The organism is Pantoea sp. USMM079 (assembly GCF_037153115.1).
Lineage (GTDB): Bacteria > Pseudomonadota > Gammaproteobacteria > Enterobacterales > Enterobacteriaceae > Pantoea > Pantoea communis.
The window spans coordinates 136,541-157,358 of the sequence record NZ_JBBCKX010000008.1; the positions used below are offsets into that span (position 1 = coordinate 136,541).

Consider the following 20,818-nt stretch of genomic DNA (forward strand, 5'->3'; position numbering starts at 1 on the left):
ATGAGCGAGGTGTTAACAGCAGGCGCAGTGCCTGCGGTTGCAAAGCCCAACCGCCGGGTGCTGAAGAAATTTCTGCGTAATAAGAGTGCGCTGATCGGCGCGGTGATCGTGCTGCTGTTTGTAGCCGTGGCGCTGCTGGCGCCCTGGCTGGCTCCAGCCGATCCGATTAAAGCGAACTTCCTTGCCGTTCGCAAAGCCCCTTCCGCGCTGTTCTGGTTGGGCACGGATGAACTGGGCCGCGATATTCTGTCACGTTTGATTTGGGGCGCGCGCACCTCACTGCTGGCGGGCTGCATCTCCGTGATGATCGCCATTTTGATTGGTGTGCCGCTGGGCTTAATTGCCGGTTACTGGCAGGGCTGGTGCGATGGCATTATCTCGCGCTTTATCGAAGCGCTGCTTGCCTGCCCGTTTCTGATTCTGGCGATTGCGTTGGGTGCTTTTCTTGGGCCGAGTTTATCCAATGCGATGATCGCCATTGGGCTTTCTGCCATGCCGATCTTTGCCCGTTTGACGCGCGGCCAGGTGATTGCCATCCGCCATGAAGAGTATATCGACGGGGCGCGCGCCATCGGTTTGCCGGACCGCTGGATCATCCTGCGTTATGTGCTGCCCAACGTGCTGTCGCCGATTCTGGTACAGGCCACGCTGGCGATTGCCTCGGCGATCATCACGGAAGCCAGCTTGTCATTTCTCGGCCTTGGCCAGCAGCCGCCGTCACCTTCCTGGGGCGCGATGCTGAACACCGCAAAAGGCTATCTTGAGCAGGCACCCTGGATGTCGATTTTCCCTGGATTGGCCATTTTTCTCACTGTGCAGGGCTTCAATCTGCTGGGTGACGGACTGCGCGACGCACTTGATCCGCGCAATGACTCACATTAAGGAACCGTTATGAGCGATTTGGATTTCAACGTTAGCTATGCCTCGCACCGCGCCCCGATGATGGGCCGCAATGCGGTTGCCACGTCTCAACCGCTGGCAGCACAGGCGGGCATGCGCATGTTGCAACAGGGCGGTAATGCGGTAGACGCGGCGATTGCTACGGCGATGGCGCTCACCGTACTGGAACCGACCGGCAACGGCATTGGCAGCGATGCCTTTGCCATTATCTGGGATGGGAAAGAGCTGCATGGCTTAAATGCCTCCGGCCGTTCCCCCGCCAGCTGGAATGCAGAACGCTTTGCCGGACAGAGCACCATGCCGGAAATCGGTTGGGAAGCGGTGACCGTGCCGGGTGCCGTTTCTGCCTGGGTCACGCTGGCCGAGCGCTTTGCCACGCTGCCGCTGACCACGCTGGCACAACCGGCTATCGAATACGCCCGTGACGGCTTCCCGGTTTCGCCGCTGATCGCCCATCTGTGGCAGCGCGGCTACAACAAACTGAAGTCTCAGCCGGGGTTTGTTGAGTGTTTTGCGCCAGATGGCCGACCGCCGCGTGCTGGTGAGCTGTTCCGTAACCCGGCGCAGGCCGCCACACTGCAGAAAATCGCCGAAACCAAAGGTGAAGCCTTCTATCGGGGCGAGCTGGCGGAGAAAATGGTGGCATTTGCCGGGCAGCACGGCGCAGCGCTCAGCATGAGCGATCTCAACAACCACCGCGCCGACTGGGTAGATCTGTTATCGCGTCCGTTTGCCAACGGCTCGGTGCAGGAATTACCGCCCAACGGTCAGGGTATCGCCACTCTCATTGCGCTCGGCATTCTGGAGCAGTGGGACATCGGCAGCTACACGCCGGATTCCGTGCCGTGGCTGCACTTGTCGATTGAATCGATGAAGCTGGCGCTGGTCGATCTGGATCGTTACGTCACCGATTACGACCATCTGGAATTCCCGGCAGAGTTGCTGCTGAGTGACAGCTACCTCAAGCAGCGCGCCCAACTCATCAATCCCGATCAGGCCGGTGATTTTACCTTCGGCTCCCCACAGCAGAGCGGCACCGTGTATCTCTCGACCGCCGATGCCAGCGGCATGATGGTGTCGTTTATTCAGTCCAACTATATGGGCTTCGGTTCAGGCGTGGTGGTGCCGGACACCGGCATCAGCTTGCAGAATCGCGGTTGCGGCTTCTCGCTCGATCCGCAGCATCCGAACGTAGTGGCCGGTAGCAAACGTCCGTTCCACACCATTATTCCGGCGTTTGCGCTGGATGCGGCGGGACAGCCATTGATGTCGTTTGGCGTGATGGGCGGCCCGATGCAGGCGCAGGGGCACTTACAGCTGGCGTTGCGCATCATGCAGCACAAGCAAAACCCGCAGGCAGCGATTGATGCGCCGCGCTGGCGTGTTGAGCAAGGCCGTGCGGTAGTGGTGGAACCGGGTATTGACCGTAATGTGCTGGCGAAACTGCGCGAGATGGGTCACCAGATTACGGTGGAGGATCCATTACAGAGCTACAACTTCGGCGGTGCGCAGGCGATTGTGCGTGACCCGCAGGGCTTCTACATAGCCGCCACTGAAAGCCGGAAAGATGGGCAGGCGCTGGTGTTTTAAATCACAATCTGGCGGCATCAGTGCGGACTGCCAGATGCCGCCAGGTGATTTCAGCCTTTGGGTTCGGTTTTTGCCTGCGTTCGTTGGTGTCGATGGAGCACAACCTTTAGGGCCGACTACCCGCACATTTCTTTCATGACCTTAATCCGGCGCGCCAGAGTGCGCCTTTTCCCACAGTTTGCCGCGCCTCAACCCGTTGTACACGCCAGGCCATTGCACTATCCTTTAGGACCATTCCCACCGAATCGAAATTAGCCATAACAGGAGTTCAACATGGCGTCAGGATTATCCCGCATCTGGATGCGTACCGGCATGCTTATGATCAGCGCACTGGTTGTGCTGCAACTTACCGCCTGTGGCGATAAAGAAGGTGATCAGCGTAAAGCCTTCACCGATTTCCTGCAGAACACCGCGATGCGTAGCGGCGAACATCTGCCAAGCCTGAGCGAAAACCAGAAGCAAACCTTCGGTAACTACGCCAGCGACTACGCCATTTTGTATGGCTTCTCACAGCAGGCCAATCAGGCGGTTGAGCAAGGCATGCGCCCTGTGGTTGATGAACTGGCTGCGATTCGTGTGCCACAAGATTATCTGACCCGTCGCGATAGTCTGCGTCAGGCGAGCGGCAACCTCAGTGTGCTGTCACAGCAGATTCAGAGCGCCAAAATGCAGGCCGACAGCAGCAAAGCCACGCTGAAGCAGCCTGACGATCTGAAGAAAGTGTATGACAGCGTCTACGCCAAAGTGGTGACGCAGCCAGCGGGTACACTGATTCCGCTACTGCCTCAGCTGCAGGCGTTAAGCCAGGCGGCGGTGCAAACCGGTGATTATCTGCAGTCGCAGGGCACGCGTGTGACCTTCAATGACGGTGGCGTTCAGTTCCCAACGCAGGATCAGGCCACGCAGTACAACACCCTGATGAGCAACCTTTCCAGCAATGCTCAAGCCTTGACTCAGGCACAGAATGCTGTGCAGGGTGGTTTGTAACCTCGCTTTGAATGCGTTCAGGGGCGACTAACAGGTCGCCCTTTTCCTGACATACTTTTCATTGCATCTTTCAGATTTTTCGTCACTTCCTTACACCTTACTTATCAGCATCGCTATTGTGTGATCTGACGCATTTTCAACCAAAAATAGTTTGTGATCTCCATCACACTTATGAAACAAACCTGAGAGCTGCAAAGGTGACTTAAGTCACATTTATCCCGTTGTTTTGCTTAAAATTTCGCCTTCGTACTTTTCTTACACTCTATTTATGTGATCTTCATCACCTTATAGCACCCTGACCACCCCAATTTTGAGTGATCTGCATCACACTTATCCCGGATGCTACGCAGCGTAATAAACTAGTGCTAGAGTCCGCGTGCATACAGTGATGCCACGGCCCGCGCCGGAACGGCTCAATAAAAGTCTTAACAAAAACAACCGCGCTCTTATTGCAGCGCGTCTCAATAAGGGGTGGGTTTATGTCCTCATCAGCGAAGGTCAAGGTCCAGAGCTTTGGTCGCTTTCTGAGTAACATGGTGATGCCAAACATCGGTGCGTTTATCGCCTGGGGTATCATCACAGCACTGTTCATCCCAACCGGATGGATTCCAAACGCAACGCTGGCGAAACTCGTCGGCCCAATGATCACTTACCTGCTGCCATTGTTGATCGGTTTCACCGGTGGACGTCTGGTGGGCGGCGATCGCGGTGGCGTGGTCGGTGCGATTACCACTATGGGTGTGATTGTCGGTGCAGATATGCCGATGTTCCTCGGCGCGATGATTGCCGGTCCATTGGGCGGCTGGGCGATCAAAACCTTTGACCGTATGGTTGATGGTAAAATCAAAAGCGGCTTTGAGATGCTGGTTAACAACTTCTCAGCCGGTATCATCGGTATGCTGTTGGCGCTGCTGGCGTTCATCGGCATCGGTCCATTGGTTGAAGGTCTGTCACACATTCTTGCGGCGGGCGTAAACCTGATGGTGCAGAACAACCTGCTGCCACTGACTTCTATCTTTGTTGAACCGGCGAAAATCCTGTTCCTCAATAACGCCATCAACCACGGTATCTTCTCGCCACTGGGTATCCAGCAGGCTAGCGAAGCCGGTAAATCCATCTTCTTCCTGATTGAAGCGAACCCAGGCCCAGGTATGGGTGTACTGGTTGCCTACATGATTTTTGGTCGCGGTAGCGCTAAGCAGTCTGCAGGCGGTGCGGCAATCATCCACTTCCTCGGTGGTATCCACGAAATTTACTTCCCGTACGTGCTGATGGCGCCACGTCTGCTGCTGGCGGTGATCCTCGGTGGTATGACAGGCGTGTTCACCCTGACCGTACTGAATGGCGGTCTGGTCTCTCCAGCGTCTCCGGGTTCTATTCTCGCAGTACTGGCGATGACGCCAAAAGGCGCATACTTCGCCAACATCGCGGCCATCATCGCGGCGTTTGCCGTCTCCTTCGTGGTCTCTTCTATCCTGCTGAAAACCAGCAAAGTAAAAGAAGATGACGATATCGAAGCTGCGACTCAGCGTATGCGTGATATGAAAGCGCAGTCTAAAGGTCAGGCCGTTGCCGGTTCTCCGGTTATCGCCGATGCCAACAGCGTTGATGTGAGCCACGTGCGTAAAATCATCGTGGCCTGTGATGCCGGTATGGGTTCCAGCGCCATGGGTGCAGGTGTGCTGCGTAAGAAAGTGCAGGATGCCGGCCTGAGCAATATCTCGGTCACCAACAGTGCGATTAACTCACTGCCGGGCGATGTGGATCTGGTGATTACTCACCGCGATCTGACCGAGCGTGCGATGCGCCAGGCACCGCAGGCGCAGCATATTTCGCTGAACAACTTCCTCGATAGCGCGCTGTACAGCAATCTGACAGAACGTCTGATCGCCGCTAACCGCAGCGAAGCGCATCGTGAAACCGTGCAGACCACGCTGGCAGACAGCTACGACGATGGCAGCGCTAACTTGTTTAAATTGGGCGCGGACAACGTGTTCCTCGGCTTGAGCGCCAGCAACAAAGAGCAGGCGATTCGCTTTGCTGGTGAGCAGTTGGTGAAAGGCGGTTATGTCCAGCCAGAGTACGTTGAAGCGATGCTGGAACGTGAAAAGCTGACCCCGACCTATCTCGGTGAGTCTATCGCTGTGCCGCACGGCACCGTGGAAGCCAAAGATCGCGTGCTGAAAACTGGCGTGGTGTTCTGCCAGTACCCTGCGGGCGTATTGTTTGGCGAAGAAGCCGATGACGTGGCGCGCCTGGTGATTGGTATTGCGGCTCGCAATAACGAACACATTCAGGTGATTACCAGCCTGACCAACGCGCTGGATGATGACAGCGTGATTGAGAAGCTGGCGAACACCACCAGCGTGCAGGATGTGCTGGATCTGCTTTCAGGTAACACCGCGAAAGCGTAATACCACGTTTTAACTTCCCTGGGGCGGGCAAGCCCGTCCCACATTTCCGGGGCGGATTTGCCCGCCCTTTCGTCATTTGATATGGGTCAAATTTATGAAAGCGTTACATTTTGGAGCAGGTAACATCGGTCGCGGTTTTATCGGTAAGTTGCTGGCTGATGCCGGTATCGAACTGGTCTTCGCGGATGTGAATCAGGTGGTTCTGGATGCCCTTAACGCCCGTCATGAGTATCCGGTTCATGTAGTTGGCGAGCAGGCAAAGGTCGAAATCGTTACCGGCGTTAGCGCAGTGAACAGCACCAGCGACGACATCGTCACGCTGATTGCTGAGGTTGATATCGTTACCACGGCGGTTGGTCCGCAAATTCTGGAGCGCATCGCAGGCGGTGTGGCGAAAGGTCTGGCCAAACGCAGCGACAACGGTAATGTCCGTCCGCTGAATATCATCGCCTGTGAAAACATGGTGCGCGGCACCAGTCAGTTGAAGCAGCACGTTCTGAAAGCGCTGCCAGAACAGTATCACGCGTGGGTTGAAGAGCACGTTGGCTTCGTCGACTCCGCCGTTGACCGCATCGTGCCGCCATCTGAGGCCGGCAGCAACGATCCGCTGGAAGTGACAGTCGAAACTTTCAGCGAATGGATTGTCGATAAAACGCAGTTCAAAGGTGAATTGCCAAACATTCCTGGCATGGAGCTGACTGATAACCTGATGGCATTTGTCGAGCGCAAACTCTTCACGCTGAATACCGGCCATGCCATCACCGCGTATCTTGGCCAGTTAGCTGGCCACGCCACCATCCGCGATGCGATTCTGGATGAGAAAGTGCGTGCCGTGGTGCAGGGTGCGATGCAGGAGAGCGGCGAGGTGCTGATCAAGCGCTATGGCTTTGATGCCGACAAGCACGCCGCTTACATCCAGAAAATCCTCACTCGTTTTGAAAATCCGTACCTGAAAGATGATGTTGAACGTGTTGGCCGCCAGCCGCTGCGTAAACTCAGCGCGGGCGATCGTCTGATCAAACCCACGCTCGGCACCCTTGAGTACCACCTGCCACACGCCAACCTGGTGCAGGGTATTGCTGCCGCGATGCACTACCGCAGCGAAGCCGATCCGCAGGCGCAGGAACTGGCTGCCCTGTTGGCTGAAAAAGGCCCGCAGGCAACGCTGGCCGAGATCTCTGAACTGGAAGCCAATAGCGAAGTGGTCACCTCAGTGGTGAGTGCTTACAACGCTATGGCATAATGCGCGCCTTTTAATAGCTCACTCGGGCGCGGTGCCAACCGTGCCCGTCGGCGGTAGCGGAACGATGCAGGCAATAATGGAAGAGAAGCAAGCTTTTGAAAACCGGGTGCTTGAGCGCCTGAACGCCGGTCGATCGGTGAGAAGCTTCCTGATCGCCGCCGTTGAGCTATTGGCTGAAGCGGTCAACCTGCTTGTGTTGCAGGTTTTCCGTAAAGACGATTATGCCGTAAAGTACGCGGTTGAACCGCTGCTGCTCGGTGACGGTCCGCTGGGCGAGCTATCGGTGCGTTTGAAACTGATTTACGGTTTGGGCGTGATTAATCGCCATGAATATGAAGATTGTGAGCTGCTGCTGGCGCTGCGTGAAGAACTCAATCACGACACCAGCGACTACCGCTTTACTGACGATGAGATTTTGGGGCCATTTGGTGAACTGCACTGTGTTGTAGCGTGGCCGCCACAACCTGACTTCACCCGGGATGACGAAGCATTACGCAGTATGCAGCAGCAGCGCTATCTGCAGATGGTGCGATCCACCATGGTGCTGTCGCTCACCGAGCTGATATCGCGCATCTCCCACAAGCAAGCCTTCAAGAAGCCGGCCGTTTAGGGGCTCTGTCGCGGTCGAATCCGCTCCGCTGCAAAATCGCCCCGTTTTGATGTATCCTTTGCCTGTTTTCCTTAACGAGTTTCCCCTGATGAAAGAACAAGAAAAAGCCGAGATCAAACTGCTCAGTGATCAACTGGACGCATTGAATCGCAAAGAACCCCAGCTGCTGGAATCTGGCGATGCCGAAAAACTCGGCGAGCTGCTGCGTGAAAAAGAGAAGCTGGTGCAGGAAATTGAACGTCTGCGCAGTGTTCGCGATGAGAAACTGAGTAAAGAAGCGCAACAGCTGCAGAAGCTGGGTTTCAGCCGTGAGATCACCAGGAAAGAACAAGCCAACATGGGCGCATTTAAGAAGAGCGTGCGCGGCCTGGTGGTGGTGCATCCAATGACCGCGCTGGGACGTGAGATGGGGCTGAAGGTGATGACCGGCTACGCGAAGCAGCCGTTCTGATACCCGATTACGCGGCGTGTGATACGTCGCGTTCCACGCTCTGTTCCTGCACTGCTTCAACCCCTGCCACGGGTTCACCCCCTGCTGCCAGCAATACCTGGGTGTTTAACGCATCCAACAGTGCATAGCGACGACGATACTCCGCACGTTTCTTACTGGCGATCTCTTCCAGTGCTTTCCTTTCCATCTGCAGCGGCAACGTAAACAGGTCGTCGGCACGGGCTTCACCGCCCAGTGACAGCCAGAACTCGCTGTAGCTGGCAAAGAACTTATCACCTTTACTGTGGCGATAACGCATGCTGCGGAACACATGCGTGGTATCTCCTACTGCGCAAATCGCTTGCACGCCACATTGTTGCGCCAGAATAAATACCGCTTCCATTAACAGACGTTTCGGGAATACGCCATGTGCGGCTTTGGTTGCATCGCGAATAACATCATTTGAGATGTGTTTGCGCGGCCCCTGCAATCCACCAATCAATAATGTGCGCTTGCCCTTTTCCTGAATAATGGAAAAAGAGAGCGAGGCAATATTCATGGTTTGATAATGCAGTGTCAGGGTTATTTCACCTTCACGGTCAAAATGTCCCGGGCAACAATTAATAGCAAACACCTCATCATTTTTTCCGTTAAAAGTGGCAATCACATTTAATACCGGACTCAGCAGTAACTGGCGCAGTTTGGCATTATCCAGTTGATCCATCAACGTGTAATGGTCAAGCAGCGCCTGCGCACGTTGTGCCACGCTAAAGCCTGCGCGGAGGTAAGGGCGATGCGGTTTAGCCGGCAGCAATCCCTGCATTTTCAACAGTTGCGGCAGAAACGGCAGTTTCGCTAATGCGTTAAGGTAATTAAATGTTGTAACAGGAAAGATTAAAGACCTTAAAGCAAATTTAAAGCGGAACATACTGCTATTCCATAACTTATCAGGTCTGACTTTTCCGCTAATTAACGGCAAAAACAGGGATGCCGACGAATCTTTATTCGCCACAGGGGTAGTGATAGTAGACATAGTTATTTTACTTTCGTGTGATCAACTGCGGCTACTGTATGCCCCAAATTATCAACGGCAGGTTAATAACGAACGTAACGGTATTGTCAGCAGAGGTAATCTCGAAGTGGTTTAAGAAGTGTTTAGCTTTCGTAAAGAAAAAAACCGGTGAAGCAGCTTCACCGGTTCTGTGCGTTGGCTATCGCCTGAACTTACTTAGCAGCAGCGAAACGCGCAGCCGCTTCATCCCAGTTCACCACGTTCCAGAACGCTTTGATGTAGTCAGGACGTTTGTTCTGATACTTCAGGTAGTAAGCGTGTTCCCACACATCCAGACCAATGATTGGCTCACCGGATGCGCCAGAGATGGCTTCACCCATCAGCGGGCTATCCTGGTTAGCGGTTGAAACCACAGCCAGTTTATCGCCCTTTTTCACCAGCCACGCCCAGCCTGAACCGAAACGGGTGGTAGCGGCTTTCTCGAACTCAGCCTGGAAAGCTTCAACGCTGCCGAAATCTTTTTCGATAGCGGCTTTCAGTTCGCCTTGCAGGCTGGTGCCCAGTTTCAGGCCTTTCCAGAAGAAGCTGTGGTTAGCGTGGCCGCCTGCGTTGTTACGCAGTGGACCTTTTTTATCTGCTGGCAGCTGATCCAGTTTAGCGATCAATTCTTCAACCGGCAGGTTAGCGAATTCGGTACCTTCCAGCGCTGCATTCGCGTTGTTAACGTAAGCCTGGTGGTGTTTAGAGTGATGGATTTCCATCGTCTGCTTGTCGAAGTGTGGTTCCAGTGCGTCGTACGCGTAAGGCAGGGATGGCAGTGAATAACTCATGTTCTTCCTCTCCATTTAGTGTTTTGCAGCATCACCTTAGCAGGGTGCCGCGTAAGCAGTCGGATCATTATAGTTAAAATCATGATCGGTAAAAGGGTTATCAATGCCTTAGTAATGATAAGGATTTGATGAATCTGGGAAAAGCACCGCACGCAGAGTCACATCTCATGCACGCGATGCCGCAGGATTACATCTTGTGGGTGCTGGCACGCAGCTTGAGCTGTACCGGCAGTTCGTTGATGGCAGGTGGTTCATCGCCTTTCAATGCGGAGAGTAAGCGCTTGCCCGCCGTGCGCCCCATCTCTTCATAAGGCAGGACAACGCTGGTGAGCGGCGGTGAGCAGACTGCTGCCAATGGGCCGCCACCGATGCTGGCAATCGCCAGCTGGCTGGGAATGGAGATGCCTGCGGCGTGGCAAGCCATGATGGCACCACAGGCCACTTCATCGCTGGTACAAATCAGCACATCCAGTTCCGGCCAGGTCAGCCGGATCTCCGCCAGCAGGCTATGTCCCGCGGCAAAGGTCGGCATTTTCGGCGAGGTCACCACGCGGTGCGGCGCCTGATTTGATGCCAGCATGCCACTGTGCCAGCCATTCAGCAGTTGGCGGAAAATCGTGGTATTGGTTTGCGTACACAACAAGCCGAGATGGCGATAGCCACGTTCCACCAAACTCTGCACCAGCTGGCGAATCGCTTTAGCGTAATCGACACCAATGCTAATACCCGCAGATTCCTGATGTACCCCGCCGATATCCATCACCGGCAGGCCGGAATTACTCAGCAAACGATGAGCTTCAGCGGCATTGTCGAAGTTGAAATGCACCATCGCCGCCGGATTGTACGAGAGCAACATCTCAATTAATTCGCTCTCTTCCGCCGCCGAGTGGTTGGCTTCCGCCAGCATCATGTTGTAGCCCTGCGGACGCAGGATCTCCTGCAGCGCTTCCGACACAATCGCGCTGCCCGGCGTGGCGAACGAAGGCACCACCATGGTGACTAGCTTCGACGATGCCGACGCCAGATTACGCGCCTGGATATTGGGCACGTAAGCCAGTTCGGCGACGGCCGCATCAATTTTGGCGCGAATTTCAGGTGAGACTTTCTCCGGCATGCGCAACGCACGTGATGCCGTCATGGTGCTCACGCCGACCAAACGGGCAACATCGGCCAGTGTGCTTTTGCCGGTACCGCGCCGTTTTTTTTCTGCCATGCCTTCTCCTAACTGACTCGCTACAAATGCCCGCACGCAGCTTAAAACCAAATGCGTCAACGTGCCACGTTAATCACCACAGATTCGGGCACGCCTCACCTGCTGAGGATTTTCAGATTCTCGGAGCATGTCAGGTGCTTGCAACGATGACAAACGGACTGCACAAAAATATTAGCGATAACACAGTTTTTAACAACATCCGTGTTAGCGCTAACTTTTGCGACAAACATCACAGAAAAGCGCTGAGAAAATCACCTAAAGTGCACTCCATCGACGAATAACCAGGAATTACTGATGCTCACTCAATGGCTGACACCGCAACATATTCGCATCGTAGAACAGGTCAGCGACTGGCAGGACGCGGTACGTTTATCCGCTGAGCCGCTGCTGGCCGAAGGGGCGATCACCCCGGCTTACCTCGATGCCATCTTTACTTCGCATGCCGAACTGGGACCTTACTACGTACTGGCACCCGGCCTGGCGATGCCGCATGCCCGTCCGGAACAGGGCGCGCGTAAGAATGGCTTGTCGTTGCTGCATGTGAAGAACGGTGTGAGCTTTGCAGCGGATGAAAACGATCCGGTGCATGTGGTGATTATGCTGTGCGCCGTTTCTGGCGACGATCATATCCAGATGATCACAGCGTTAGCCGAAGTATTCAGTGACGAATCTCGCCTGCAGCAGTTGCTGACGGCGGCAACCCTACCAGCGATTGAAGCTGTTATTACAAATTAACCACCAGAGAATCCTATTATGAAAAAAGTCCTGATTGTGTGCGGTAATGGTTTAGGCAGCAGCTTTATTGTGGAAATGAACGTGAAAAAAATTGTGGCGGAATTAGGGAAAGAGGCCGAAGTGGGCCATACCGATTTAACCACGGCGAAATCTGAACAGGCCGATCTCATTATCAGCGCCAAAGATATTGCCGATCAGTTATCCGGGCATAGCGCGCAGGTATTTGGTCTGACGAATTTATTAGATAACGCCAAAATTAAAGAAATCCTGGCGGAAAATCTGTAATAGCCCGATTTTACTCACATGGAGTAATTATGCTGCAATTTATCATCAAGGATGTTCTCGGAACACCCGCAATACTTGTCGGCCTTTTTTCCCTGATTGGTTTATTACTGCAAAAGAAACCGGTGTCGGATGTGATTTCCGGCACGCTGAAAACCATCATGGGCTTTGTGATTCTTATTGCAGGGGCCAACCTGATTGCGGCAACACTGACCATTTTCAGCCAGCTGTTTGAGCACTCGTTTAATATTCAGGGTGTCGTTCCAAATACTGATGCAATGGCCGCGCTGGCGCAGAAGAGTTACGGTACTGAAACCGCGATGATCATGGTGTTCGGTATGCTGGTGAACATCCTGCTGGCGCGTATCACCCCGCTGAAGTACATCTTCCTGACCGGTCATCACACGCTGTATATGTCGGCGATGCTGGCGGTGATTCTTTCCGTCGGCGGCGTACATGGCTTCTGGCTGGTGCTAATCGGTTCACTGATTCTCGGCACCATGATGGTGGTGTGCCCGGCGATTCTGCAGCCGTTCACACGTAAAATCACCAATTCGGACGATCTGGCGCTCGGCCACTTCGGCTCAACCGGTTATCTGCTGTCTGCGCTGGTCGGTAAAGCAGTGGGCAAAGGCAGTCCATCCACCGAAGAGTTGAAGGTGCCGAAAACCCTCAACTTCCTGCGTGATTCCTCGGTCGCGATTTCGCTGACCATGATGATTCTGTTTATCGCGCTGGTGTTGGTGGCGGGTAAAGAGTTCACCGAAAGCCAGGTGAGCGGCGGTCAGAACTTCATCGTGTTCGCGATTATTCAGTCCATCACCTTTGCGGCGGGCGTTTATATCATCCTCGCCGGTGTGCGTATGGTGATTGCCGAGATCGTGCCGGCCTTTAAAGGCATCGCAGATAAGTTAGTACCGAACGCCAAACCGGCGCTGGACTGCCCAACCGTGTTCCCGTTCGCGCCGAATGCCGTGATCATCGGCTTCCTGTGCAGTTTCTCCGCCGGTCTGATCAGCATGTTCCTGTGCCCATTGTTTGGTCTGAGCGTGATTGTTCCTGGTCTGGTGCCCCACTTCTTCTGCGGTGCCACCGCGGGTGTATACGGCAACATCACGGGTGGACGTCGTGGCGCGGTGGTCGGCTCCTTTGTACAAGGGCTGCTGATCTCCTTCCTGCCAGCGATTCTGCTGCCGCTGATGGGCGACCTGGGCTTTGCCTCGACCACCTTCGGCGACGCGGACTTCGGTATTGTCGGCATCGTACTCGGCCACATTATTTCGTTCTTCCATTGATGTCATAACACAGCGCCTGCGGGCGCTGTTTATGTAATGAGGAAAAAAACAATGAACGCTCAATTTTCACCGTCATTAATGTGTATGGATCTCACCCGCTTTCGTGAACAGATCGAAGCGATGAATACTACTGCGGCTTTTTATCATGTCGATATTATGGATGGCAGCTACGTTAAAAATATTACGTTATCGCCGTTCTTTATTGAGAACCTGCGTAAAATTACCGATGTGCCAATTGATGTGCATTTAATGGTCAATCACCCGGAAGATATTATTCCGATGTGCATTGAAGCGGGGGCGGATATTATTAGCTTCCATCCCGAAACCGCGAATAACAAAATATTCCGCCTGCTGACTCAAATCAAAGAAGCGGGCCGTCGCTGCGGCGTGGTATTAAACCCGGCGACACCTGCCGAGAGCATTCGTGAGTATGCACATCTGCTGGATAAGGTTACGGTGATGTCGGTGGATCCTGGCTTTGCGGGGCAGAAATTTATTCCGGAAACGCTGAACAAGATTCGCCGGCTGATTGCCATGCGCGAAGAGCACGGTTATCACTATCTGACCGAGATTGATGGTTCCTGCAATGCGCGCACCTTTAAGCAGATTGCGGCTTCTGGTGTGGATGTGTTTATCGTTGGCACGTCAGGTTTGTTCAATCTGGATGACGATGTGGCGCAGGCGTGGCAGAAGATGGAAAGTATTTTTGCCCAGGAAACGGCAGCCGCGTAATCCTTTCCAGGTGCGCATCCACGTGCACATTGAGTGAAACGTGCAGATTCTCAGCCGGGTCGCCAGGAATGGCGACCCGCTTCATCTTCCTGATACTGCTTTGGGGCAACCTTAGCCTTTTACCGACCCAGCTCGGTCAGTGACTTATCCAGCGCACCCACCAGCCAATCAATATCCGATTCCTGGAACGCCAATGGTGGACGCAGCTTCAGTACGTTGCCGTACGGCCCGGCCACCGACGTCAGCACATGGTGATCGCGCAGCTTCTCGGTGAGATCCAGCGCCAGCGCTTTATCCGGCGTTTTGCTGGTGCGGTCCTGCACCAGTTCGAAGCCGATAAACAGCCCCGCTCCGCGCACATCGCCAATGCTTTCATGGCGATCCATTAACTTCTGCAACTCGGCGAGCAGTTTGGCACCCACCACGCGACTGTGCTCTTGCAAGCCCTCTTCTTTAATCACCGTCAGGACCGCCTGCGCCGCCGCCATAGCAACCGGGTTACCGCCAAAGGTGTTGAAGTAAGGGATATCGTCACTAAACGCCGCCAGCACATCACTCTTTGCCAGCAGGCCGGAAACCGGAATGCCGTTACCCATCGGCTTACCAGTGGTCACCACATCCGGCACCACGCCGTGACGGGCAAAGCCCCAGAACGCATCGCCAGTACGACCAAAGCCAGGCTGCACTTCATCCGCAATGAAGATACCGCCATTAGCGTGCACCACATCCACCGCTTTCTGCAGGAAGCCGCGTGGATTCGGTAACACACCATCGGAAGAGAAGATCGAATCCGCGAGGAAGCCAGCAAATTTAATGCCGTGTGCTTTCATGTCATCGATCTGTTTCTGAATTTCGTTGGCAAACCATTCGCCGAGATCCGGTGCGTTGACGCGGTAAGCATCGGGTGGCGAAACCAAACGCGTGGTGGCCGCCAGTGGCTGACCGCTGCCCAGTGCCGGGGAGACGCCAGACGTGAGATCGCTGGTGCCGTGATAGGCCTCCTGCGACACGATAATGCCCGTGCCGCCGCTGAAAGCACGCGCCACGCGGATCGCCAAATCGTTAGCTTCCGACCCGGTGCACATATACATAGCACGGTCGATGGCGTCTGGCGTGGTTGCCAGCAGCTCTTCGGTGTAATCGAGAATGCGTTCGTGCAGATAACGGGTGTGGGTATTCAGCATCTTCATCTGCTGGTTTACCGCTTCGATCACCGCCGGATGGCAGTGGCCAATACTGGCCACGTTGTTGTACACATCGAGATATTTGTTACCTGCAGCATCCCATAGATACTGCCCTTCACCGCGTACCAGATGCACCGGCTTACGATAAAACAGGCGATACGACTCGCCCAACACTTTGCTGCGCTTGTCCGTCAGCTGGCGGGTTGCTGCATCCAGACCGTCGGCGTGCTCAGCACGAAAACTGTTGGTGTCCATGATGGTGGAACGTGTAGCCATGGTAACTCCCGTTGCGAAGGTGAAAGGGGTGCATGATGTGTGACCGTTGTCACCATCATGCCTGCTTTAACGAGAAATGCAACCAAATACACAAATACAACCAAATACACATGACGCCGTAATGACACTCAGGTAAGCTTAGGCTCAGATTATTACGCTACAGGGAAAAGTCATGCTGCAGGAAACCCGCTTACACCGCATTCGAGCCCTGCTGACCACGCAGCATCAGGTCAGCACCGAGCGCATTATCAATGAGCTGGGTATTTCACGGGAAACGGCACGGCGAGACATTATTGAGCTGGAAGCGCAGGGTTTAGCACGACGGGTGCACGGCGGTTTAGTCGCGGTAGATAGCCAGCCGGAAGCACCGCTGCAAGTGCGCCGCAGTGCTCAAGCCAAAGAGAAACGTGCGATTGCCGTGGCGGCCGCACAGCACTTGCAGCCGGGCCAGACGCTGTTTCTGGATGCCGGCACCACCACCACCATGCTGGCGGAGCAGCTACGCAGCATGGCCGGCTTAACCATTATCACTAACAGTTTGCAGGCTGCACTGGCGCTAAGCGCCGCCGAAGAACATGAAACGCTGAATAATCAGGTGATTTTGCTCGGTGGGATGATGATGGCAGGTGCACAGCAGACGCGCGGCGAAATCACGGTCAGCGAGATTTACCGCTATCACGCCGACGTTGCCCTGCTGTCACCGGTTGGCATTGATGCTAAAAACGGCGCCAGCAGTTTCCATCCACACGAAGCGGCGATTGCCCGTGCCATGGTGCAGCAGGCTTCGCGCACCTTTTTACTGGCGGATCACAGCAAGCTAGGGGTGATCAGTCGCACGGTATATGCGCCGATTGGAGACGTGGATTTGCTGATTTGCGACAGCGGCTCCGCCAAACCAGGCGCATTAGCCGCGCTCCAACAGGCGCTGCCACAGGTACAGGTGGTTTAAATCAGGCGCTGTGGATGGCTATACACCGTAGCGCGTCCCGGTTTACTAAACCCTATCAGCGTTAAATGACAACGCTCGGCGACCTCAACGGCAAGTTGGGTCGCCGCAGATACCGCAAATAATATCTCCACGCCGCACATCGCTGATTTCTGCACCATCTCATAACTGGCGCGGCTGGAGACTAACACTGCACCCTGTTGCCACGGCTGCTGGCTGCGATGCCCCAGCAGTTTATCCAGCGCCACATGGCGGCCCACGTCTTCGCAGCCACCGAGCAATTCCCCCTGCGGCGACATCCATGCCGCCGCGTGCGTGCATCCGGTGAGATTGCCGATGGGTTGGTAATTGCGCAGTTGCGCCAGCCCGCTATCGAGGTTTGCCAGATCGAAGGTTTGGGTAAACGGCAACGGTTGCAGCGGTTTACCAATCTGGTCGAGTTGTTCCACGCCGCACACGCCACAGCCGGTTCTGCCCGCCATGGCACGGCGCTGCTCTTTTAGCGCCATAAAGCGGCGGCTGGAGAGTTCGATCTGCACTTCAATACCGTTGCAGCCGGGCACCACATCCATGCCGAAAATCTCATCAGGCTTCTCAATAATGCCTTCTGAGAGTGAGAAACCGAGCGCAAACGCCTCAAGATCGTTGGGCGTGGCCATCATCACCACATGGGAAATGCCGTTATACACCAGCGCGATCGGCACCTCTTGTGCCAGCCAGTCGGTTTCAGACGTGCGGATATCACGCCGCTGACGTACCGGCGCCTGCACTGCGCCTGAGATCTCAATCACACTCTGATGACTTTCCTGTGCTTTGACTTTCACTTTGCTCGCCTCGGACAACAACCCTATTAAAGCAGTGGTATTATTCTACTGCTATTCTCACACTGTTAGTTGGGTCATTGTGAATCTCGGCCCAACGCATCACAAAAAAATTTTTGCCCGTCATTCGGATGGTGGCAAGGCAGCAAGCCCCTTCAAACCGGGAGCTTACACCCGTAAGCGACAGAAACGAATGGGTGAAGGTCATATCGCGACCATTTGAACGACGCAGGCAAATTGTAGCAATGTCGACTCAAGGATTATTCATGAACGTCAGCCGAAGAAAATTCTTCAAAATCTGTGCTGGCGGTATGGCAGGGACATCGGCAGCACTCCTCGGCTTTACGCCAGAGGTGGCGCTGGCGGAAACGCGACAGTACAAGCTGCTGCGTGCCCGCGAAACCCGCAACACCTGCACTTACTGCTCAGTGGGCTGTGGCTTATTAATGTATAGCCTCGGTGACGGCGCGAAAAACGCCAAAGAGACCATTTTCCACATTGAAGGCGATCCAGACCATCCGGTGAGCCGTGGCGCATTGTGTCCGAAAGGCGCTGGCCTGCTGGATTTTGTCCACAGTGAAAGCCGCCTGCACTACCCCGAATACCGCGCGCCAGGCTCCGATAAATGGCAGCGCATCAGCTGGGACGATGCCTTTGACCGTATCGCGAAACTGCTGAAAGCGGATCGCGACGCCAACTTTATCGCGCAGAACGCCGCAGGCGTCACCGTCAACCGCTGGCTCTCATCAGGCATGCTGTGTGCATCCGCATCCAGCAATGAAACTGGCTATTTAACCCAAAAATTTACCCGATCGCTCGGCATGTTAGCGGTCGACAACCAGGCACGCGTTTGACACGGACCAACGGTAGCAAGTCTTGCTCCAACATTTGGTCGCGGTGCGATGACCAACCACTGGGTCGACATCCGTAATGCCAATCTGATCGTTGTGATGGGTGGCAACGCCGCTGAAGCGCATCCTGTGGGATTCCGCTGGGCGATGGAAGCCAAGATTCACAACAAAGCCAAATTGATTGTTATCGATCCGCGCTTCACGCGTACGGCATCGGTGGCAGACTTTTACACGCCGATTCGTTCCGGCACCGACATTGCTTTCCTGTCGGGCGTGCTGCTGTGGCTGCTGCAAAATGACAAAATCCAGCATGAATATGTGCAGGCGTACACCAATGCCAGCCTGATTGTGCGCGAGGATTATCATTTTGATGAGGGCCTGTTCAGCGGCTACGACGACGAAAATCGCAAATACGATAAAACCAGCTGGAACTATGAACTGGGCGATGACGGCTTTGCCAAACGTGATGACAGCCTGCAACATCCACGCTGTGTGTGGAATCTGCTGAAACAGCACGTCAGCCGCTACACGCCAGAAATGGTGTCACGCATCTGCGGCACGCCGAAAGAGGACTTCCTGCACGTCTGCGAGCTGATCGGTGAGACCAGCGCGCGCGATCGCACCACCTCATTCCTGTATGCGCTCGGCTGGACACAGCATTCTGTCGGTGCGCAAAACATCCGCACTATGGCGATGATCCAGTTGCTGCTCGGCAACATGGGCATGGCCGGCGGCGGTGTGAATGCATTGCGCGGTCACTCCAATATTCAGGGGCTCACCGATCTTGGCCTGCTGTCGCAAAGTTTGCCAGGTTACATGACGCTGCCTTCGGAGAAACAGACCGATCTGCAAACCTACCTCGCGGCCAACACGCCGAAACCGACGCTACCCGGCCAGGTGAACTACTGGGGTAACTACCCGAAATTCTTTGTCAGCATGATGAAAGCCTTCTTTGGCGACAAAGCGCAGGCCGAGAACAGCTGGGGCTTCGACTGGCTGCCGAAGTGGGACAAAGGCTACGACGTCTTGCAGTATTTCGAGATGATGTCGCAGGGCAAAGTGAATGGCTATCTTTGCCAGGGCTTTAACCCGGTGGCCTCGTTCCCAAACAAACGCAAAGTGATCGATTCGCTGTCGAAACTTAAGTTCCTGGTGACCATCGACCCGCTCAACACCGAAACCTCGACCTTCTGGCAAAACCACGGTGAGTTTAACGATGTCGATCCGGCGAAGATTCAGACTGAAGTGTTCCGCCTGCCCTCCACCTGCTTCGCGGAAGAGAATGGCTCCATCGTCAACTCCGGACGCTGGCTGCAGTGGCACTTCAAAGGTCAGGATGCGCCGGGCGAAGCGCTGAACGATGGCGAAATCCTCTCCGGCATTTACAGCCGTCTGCGCAAAATGTACGCCAGCGAAGGCGGTGCCTTGCCAGAGCAGGTGCTGAACATGACCTGGAACTACCAGACGCCTGATAACCCGGCGTCGGAAGAAGTGGCTATGGAGAGCAACGGCAAAGCGCTGGCAGATGTGTTCGATGATAAAGGCACGTTGCTGGTGAAAAAAGGCCAGCAGCTCAGCAGCTTTGCGCAGTTGAAAGATGACGGCAGCACCAGCAGCGGCTGCTGGATTTTTGCGGGCAGCTGGACGCCAGATGGCAACCAGATGGCGCGGCGTGATAACACCGATCCGAGTGGATTGGGCAATACGCTGAACTGGAGTTGGGCATGGCCGCTCAACCGTCGCATCCTCTACAACCGCGCATCGGCCGATCCGCAGGGCAATCCGTGGGATCCGAAACGGCAAATCCTCAAGTGGGATGGCAGTAAATGGGGCGGCATGGATATTCCGGATTACAGCGCCGCCGCACCGGGTAGCAATGTGGGGCCGTTTATCATGCAGCCAGAAGGCATGGGCCGCCTGTTCGCGCTCGACAAAATGGCTGAAGGTCCGTTCCCGGAACACTACGAGCCGTTTGAAACGCCACTCGGCACGAATCCACTGCATCCGAACGTCATTTCGAACCCGGCAGCACGCGTGTTCAAAGACGATCTGGCGGCGATGGGTAAAGCCGAGCAGTTCCCGTATGTCGGCACCACGTATCGTCTCACCGAGCATTTCCACTACTGGACCAAACACGCGTTACTCAATGCCATCGCGCAGCCGGAGCAGTTTGTGGAGATTGGTGAGAAGCTGGCCAACAAGCTGGGCATCGTGCAGGGCGATACGGTGAAAGTGAGCTCCAATCGCGGTTACATCAAAGCCAAAGCGGTGGTCACCAAACGCCTGCGCCCACTTGATGTGGATGGCAAAACCGTCGATACCGTCGGCATTCCGATTCACTGGGGCTATCAGGGCATTGCGAAGAAAGGCTTTATCGCCAATACCCTGACGCCGTTTGTCGGTGATGCCAACACGCAAACGCCCGAGTTTAAGGCGTTCCTGGTTAACGTTGAGAAGGTGTAGGAGA

Annotated in this window: 18 protein-coding genes; 13 read left to right on the forward strand and 5 right to left on the reverse strand. The window is 54.9% G+C overall.

Annotation, left to right across the window (positions count from 1 at the left end; all coding sequences use genetic code 11):
• The 7 genes from WFP70_RS13745 (at position 1) to WFP70_RS13775 (ending at position 8,195) form a co-directional block, all read left to right on the forward strand.
• The gene (locus WFP70_RS13745) at positions 1–882 is read left to right on the forward strand and encodes an ABC transporter permease (protein ID WP_034827744.1); all 882 of its coding nucleotides are present in this window, start codon (positions 1–3) and stop codon (positions 880–882) included.
• Between the two features lie 9 nt (positions 883–891).
• Positions 892–2,490, forward strand: a complete 1,599-nt coding sequence (locus tag WFP70_RS13750; RefSeq protein ID WP_337023578.1) for a gamma-glutamyltransferase family protein — start codon at positions 892–894, stop codon at positions 2,488–2,490.
• A 273-nt stretch (positions 2,491–2,763) separates the two neighbouring features.
• Positions 2,764–3,477, forward strand: a complete 714-nt coding sequence (locus WFP70_RS13755; protein WP_034827740.1) for a DUF3053 domain-containing protein — start codon at positions 2,764–2,766, stop codon at positions 3,475–3,477.
• Between the two features lie 479 nt (positions 3,478–3,956).
• Positions 3,957–5,891, forward strand: coding sequence for a PTS mannitol transporter subunit IICBA (locus WFP70_RS13760; protein WP_034827738.1), 1,935 nt, complete (start codon positions 3,957–3,959; stop codon positions 5,889–5,891).
• A 94-nt stretch (positions 5,892–5,985) separates the two neighbouring features.
• Positions 5,986–7,134, forward strand: coding sequence for a mannitol-1-phosphate 5-dehydrogenase (gene mtlD / locus WFP70_RS13765; RefSeq protein WP_337023577.1), 1,149 nt, complete (start codon positions 5,986–5,988; stop codon positions 7,132–7,134).
• A gap of 76 nt (positions 7,135–7,210) precedes the next feature.
• A complete protein-coding gene (locus tag WFP70_RS13770) occupies positions 7,211–7,744 on the forward strand; it encodes an MltR family transcriptional regulator (RefSeq protein WP_034827734.1) in 534 nt (177 codons plus the stop codon).
• Between the two features lie 88 nt (positions 7,745–7,832).
• On the forward strand, positions 7,833–8,195 hold the full coding sequence (locus WFP70_RS13775) for a YibL family ribosome-associated protein (RefSeq protein WP_058961117.1): 363 nt from the start codon (positions 7,833–7,835) through the stop codon (positions 8,193–8,195).
• 7 nt (positions 8,196–8,202) lie between these two features.
• Here the strand turns inward: WFP70_RS13775 and WFP70_RS13780 are convergent, their stop codons facing one another.
• From WFP70_RS13780 to WFP70_RS13790, 3 genes are all read right to left on the reverse strand, one after another.
• Positions 8,203–9,207: a VirK/YbjX family protein gene (locus tag WFP70_RS13780; RefSeq protein WP_337023576.1), complete on the reverse strand. Its 1,005-nt coding sequence runs from the start codon at positions 9,205–9,207 to the stop codon at positions 8,203–8,205.
• Between the two features lie 191 nt (positions 9,208–9,398).
• Positions 9,399–10,016 (reverse strand): superoxide dismutase [Mn], encoded by a 618-nt coding sequence (gene sodA, locus WFP70_RS13785; RefSeq protein WP_034827730.1) that lies wholly within the window; start codon positions 10,014–10,016, stop codon positions 9,399–9,401.
• A gap of 187 nt (positions 10,017–10,203) precedes the next feature.
• Positions 10,204–11,229, reverse strand: coding sequence for a LacI family DNA-binding transcriptional regulator (locus WFP70_RS13790; RefSeq protein WP_337023575.1), 1,026 nt, complete (start codon positions 11,227–11,229; stop codon positions 10,204–10,206).
• A gap of 294 nt (positions 11,230–11,523) precedes the next feature.
• Here WFP70_RS13790 and WFP70_RS13795 point away from each other — a divergent pair, with 294 nt between their 5' ends.
• From WFP70_RS13795 to alsE, 4 genes are read left to right on the forward strand one after another with little or no spacing between them, the layout of a single operon-like run.
• Positions 11,524–11,964, forward strand: a complete 441-nt coding sequence (locus tag WFP70_RS13795; protein WP_034827726.1) for a PTS sugar transporter subunit IIA — start codon at positions 11,524–11,526, stop codon at positions 11,962–11,964.
• Positions 11,965–11,982: 18 nt separating this feature from the next.
• On the forward strand, positions 11,983–12,249 hold the full coding sequence (locus tag WFP70_RS13800) for a PTS sugar transporter subunit IIB (protein WP_034827725.1): 267 nt from the start codon (positions 11,983–11,985) through the stop codon (positions 12,247–12,249).
• Positions 12,250–12,278: 29 nt separating this feature from the next.
• On the forward strand, positions 12,279–13,541 hold the full coding sequence (locus WFP70_RS13805; protein WP_034827723.1) for a PTS ascorbate transporter subunit IIC: 1,263 nt from the start codon (positions 12,279–12,281) through the stop codon (positions 13,539–13,541).
• A 51-nt stretch (positions 13,542–13,592) separates the two neighbouring features.
• Complete coding sequence (gene alsE / locus WFP70_RS13810) at positions 13,593–14,273, forward strand: D-allulose 6-phosphate 3-epimerase (protein ID WP_337023574.1); 681 nt, start codon at positions 13,593–13,595, stop codon at positions 14,271–14,273.
• Positions 14,274–14,392: 119 nt separating this feature from the next.
• On the opposite strand, the gene WFP70_RS13815 is transcribed toward alsE, so the two are convergent.
• On the reverse strand, positions 14,393–15,733 hold the full coding sequence (locus tag WFP70_RS13815) for an aspartate aminotransferase family protein (RefSeq protein WP_034827718.1): 1,341 nt from the start codon (positions 15,731–15,733) through the stop codon (positions 14,393–14,395).
• A 172-nt stretch (positions 15,734–15,905) separates the two neighbouring features.
• Here WFP70_RS13815 and WFP70_RS13820 point away from each other — a divergent pair, with 172 nt between their 5' ends.
• On the forward strand, positions 15,906–16,682 hold the full coding sequence (locus tag WFP70_RS13820; protein WP_337023573.1) for a DeoR/GlpR family DNA-binding transcription regulator: 777 nt from the start codon (positions 15,906–15,908) through the stop codon (positions 16,680–16,682).
• Here the strand turns inward: WFP70_RS13820 and fdhD are convergent.
• Entirely contained in the window at positions 16,679–17,461 is a 783-nt protein-coding gene (gene fdhD / locus WFP70_RS13825) for a formate dehydrogenase accessory sulfurtransferase FdhD (protein ID WP_337023622.1), read from the reverse strand. The two genes, WFP70_RS13820 and fdhD, sit on opposite strands and share 4 nt — an antisense overlap.
• Before the next feature lie 305 nt (positions 17,462–17,766).
• Here fdhD and fdnG point away from each other — a divergent pair, with 305 nt between their 5' ends.
• Positions 17,767–20,814 (forward strand): formate dehydrogenase-N subunit alpha, encoded by a 3,048-nt coding sequence (gene fdnG / locus WFP70_RS13830; RefSeq protein ID WP_337023572.1) that lies wholly within the window; start codon positions 17,767–17,769, stop codon positions 20,812–20,814.
• Positions 20,815–20,818 lie beyond the last annotated feature (4 nt).

Excerpts from the sequence above, each read along its gene's own strand:
- WFP70_RS13745 (WP_034827744.1), top strand. The coding sequence starts at position 1 with ATGAGCGAGGTGTTAACAGCAGGCGCAGTGCCTGCGGTTGCAAAGCCC.
- WFP70_RS13750 (WP_337023578.1), top strand. The coding sequence starts at position 892 with ATGAGCGATTTGGATTTCAACGTTAGCTATGCCTCGCACCGCGCCCCG.
- WFP70_RS13755 (WP_034827740.1), top strand. The coding sequence starts at position 2,764 with ATGGCGTCAGGATTATCCCGCATCTGGATGCGTACCGGCATGCTTATG.
- WFP70_RS13760 (WP_034827738.1), top strand. The coding sequence starts at position 3,957 with ATGTCCTCATCAGCGAAGGTCAAGGTCCAGAGCTTTGGTCGCTTTCTG.
- mtlD (WP_337023577.1), top strand. The coding sequence starts at position 5,986 with ATGAAAGCGTTACATTTTGGAGCAGGTAACATCGGTCGCGGTTTTATC.
- WFP70_RS13770 (WP_034827734.1), top strand. The coding sequence starts at position 7,211 with ATGGAAGAGAAGCAAGCTTTTGAAAACCGGGTGCTTGAGCGCCTGAAC.
- WFP70_RS13775 (WP_058961117.1), top strand. The coding sequence starts at position 7,833 with ATGAAAGAACAAGAAAAAGCCGAGATCAAACTGCTCAGTGATCAACTG.
- WFP70_RS13780 (WP_337023576.1), bottom strand. The coding sequence starts at position 9,207 with ATGTCTACTATCACTACCCCTGTGGCGAATAAAGATTCGTCGGCATCC.
- sodA (WP_034827730.1), bottom strand. The coding sequence starts at position 10,016 with ATGAGTTATTCACTGCCATCCCTGCCTTACGCGTACGACGCACTGGAA.
- WFP70_RS13790 (WP_337023575.1), bottom strand. The coding sequence starts at position 11,229 with ATGGCAGAAAAAAAACGGCGCGGTACCGGCAAAAGCACACTGGCCGAT.
- WFP70_RS13795 (WP_034827726.1), top strand. The coding sequence starts at position 11,524 with ATGCTCACTCAATGGCTGACACCGCAACATATTCGCATCGTAGAACAG.
- WFP70_RS13800 (WP_034827725.1), top strand. The coding sequence starts at position 11,983 with ATGAAAAAAGTCCTGATTGTGTGCGGTAATGGTTTAGGCAGCAGCTTT.
- WFP70_RS13805 (WP_034827723.1), top strand. The coding sequence starts at position 12,279 with ATGCTGCAATTTATCATCAAGGATGTTCTCGGAACACCCGCAATACTT.
- alsE (WP_337023574.1), top strand. The coding sequence starts at position 13,593 with ATGAACGCTCAATTTTCACCGTCATTAATGTGTATGGATCTCACCCGC.
- WFP70_RS13815 (WP_034827718.1), bottom strand. The coding sequence starts at position 15,733 with ATGGCTACACGTTCCACCATCATGGACACCAACAGTTTTCGTGCTGAG.
- WFP70_RS13820 (WP_337023573.1), top strand. The coding sequence starts at position 15,906 with ATGCTGCAGGAAACCCGCTTACACCGCATTCGAGCCCTGCTGACCACG.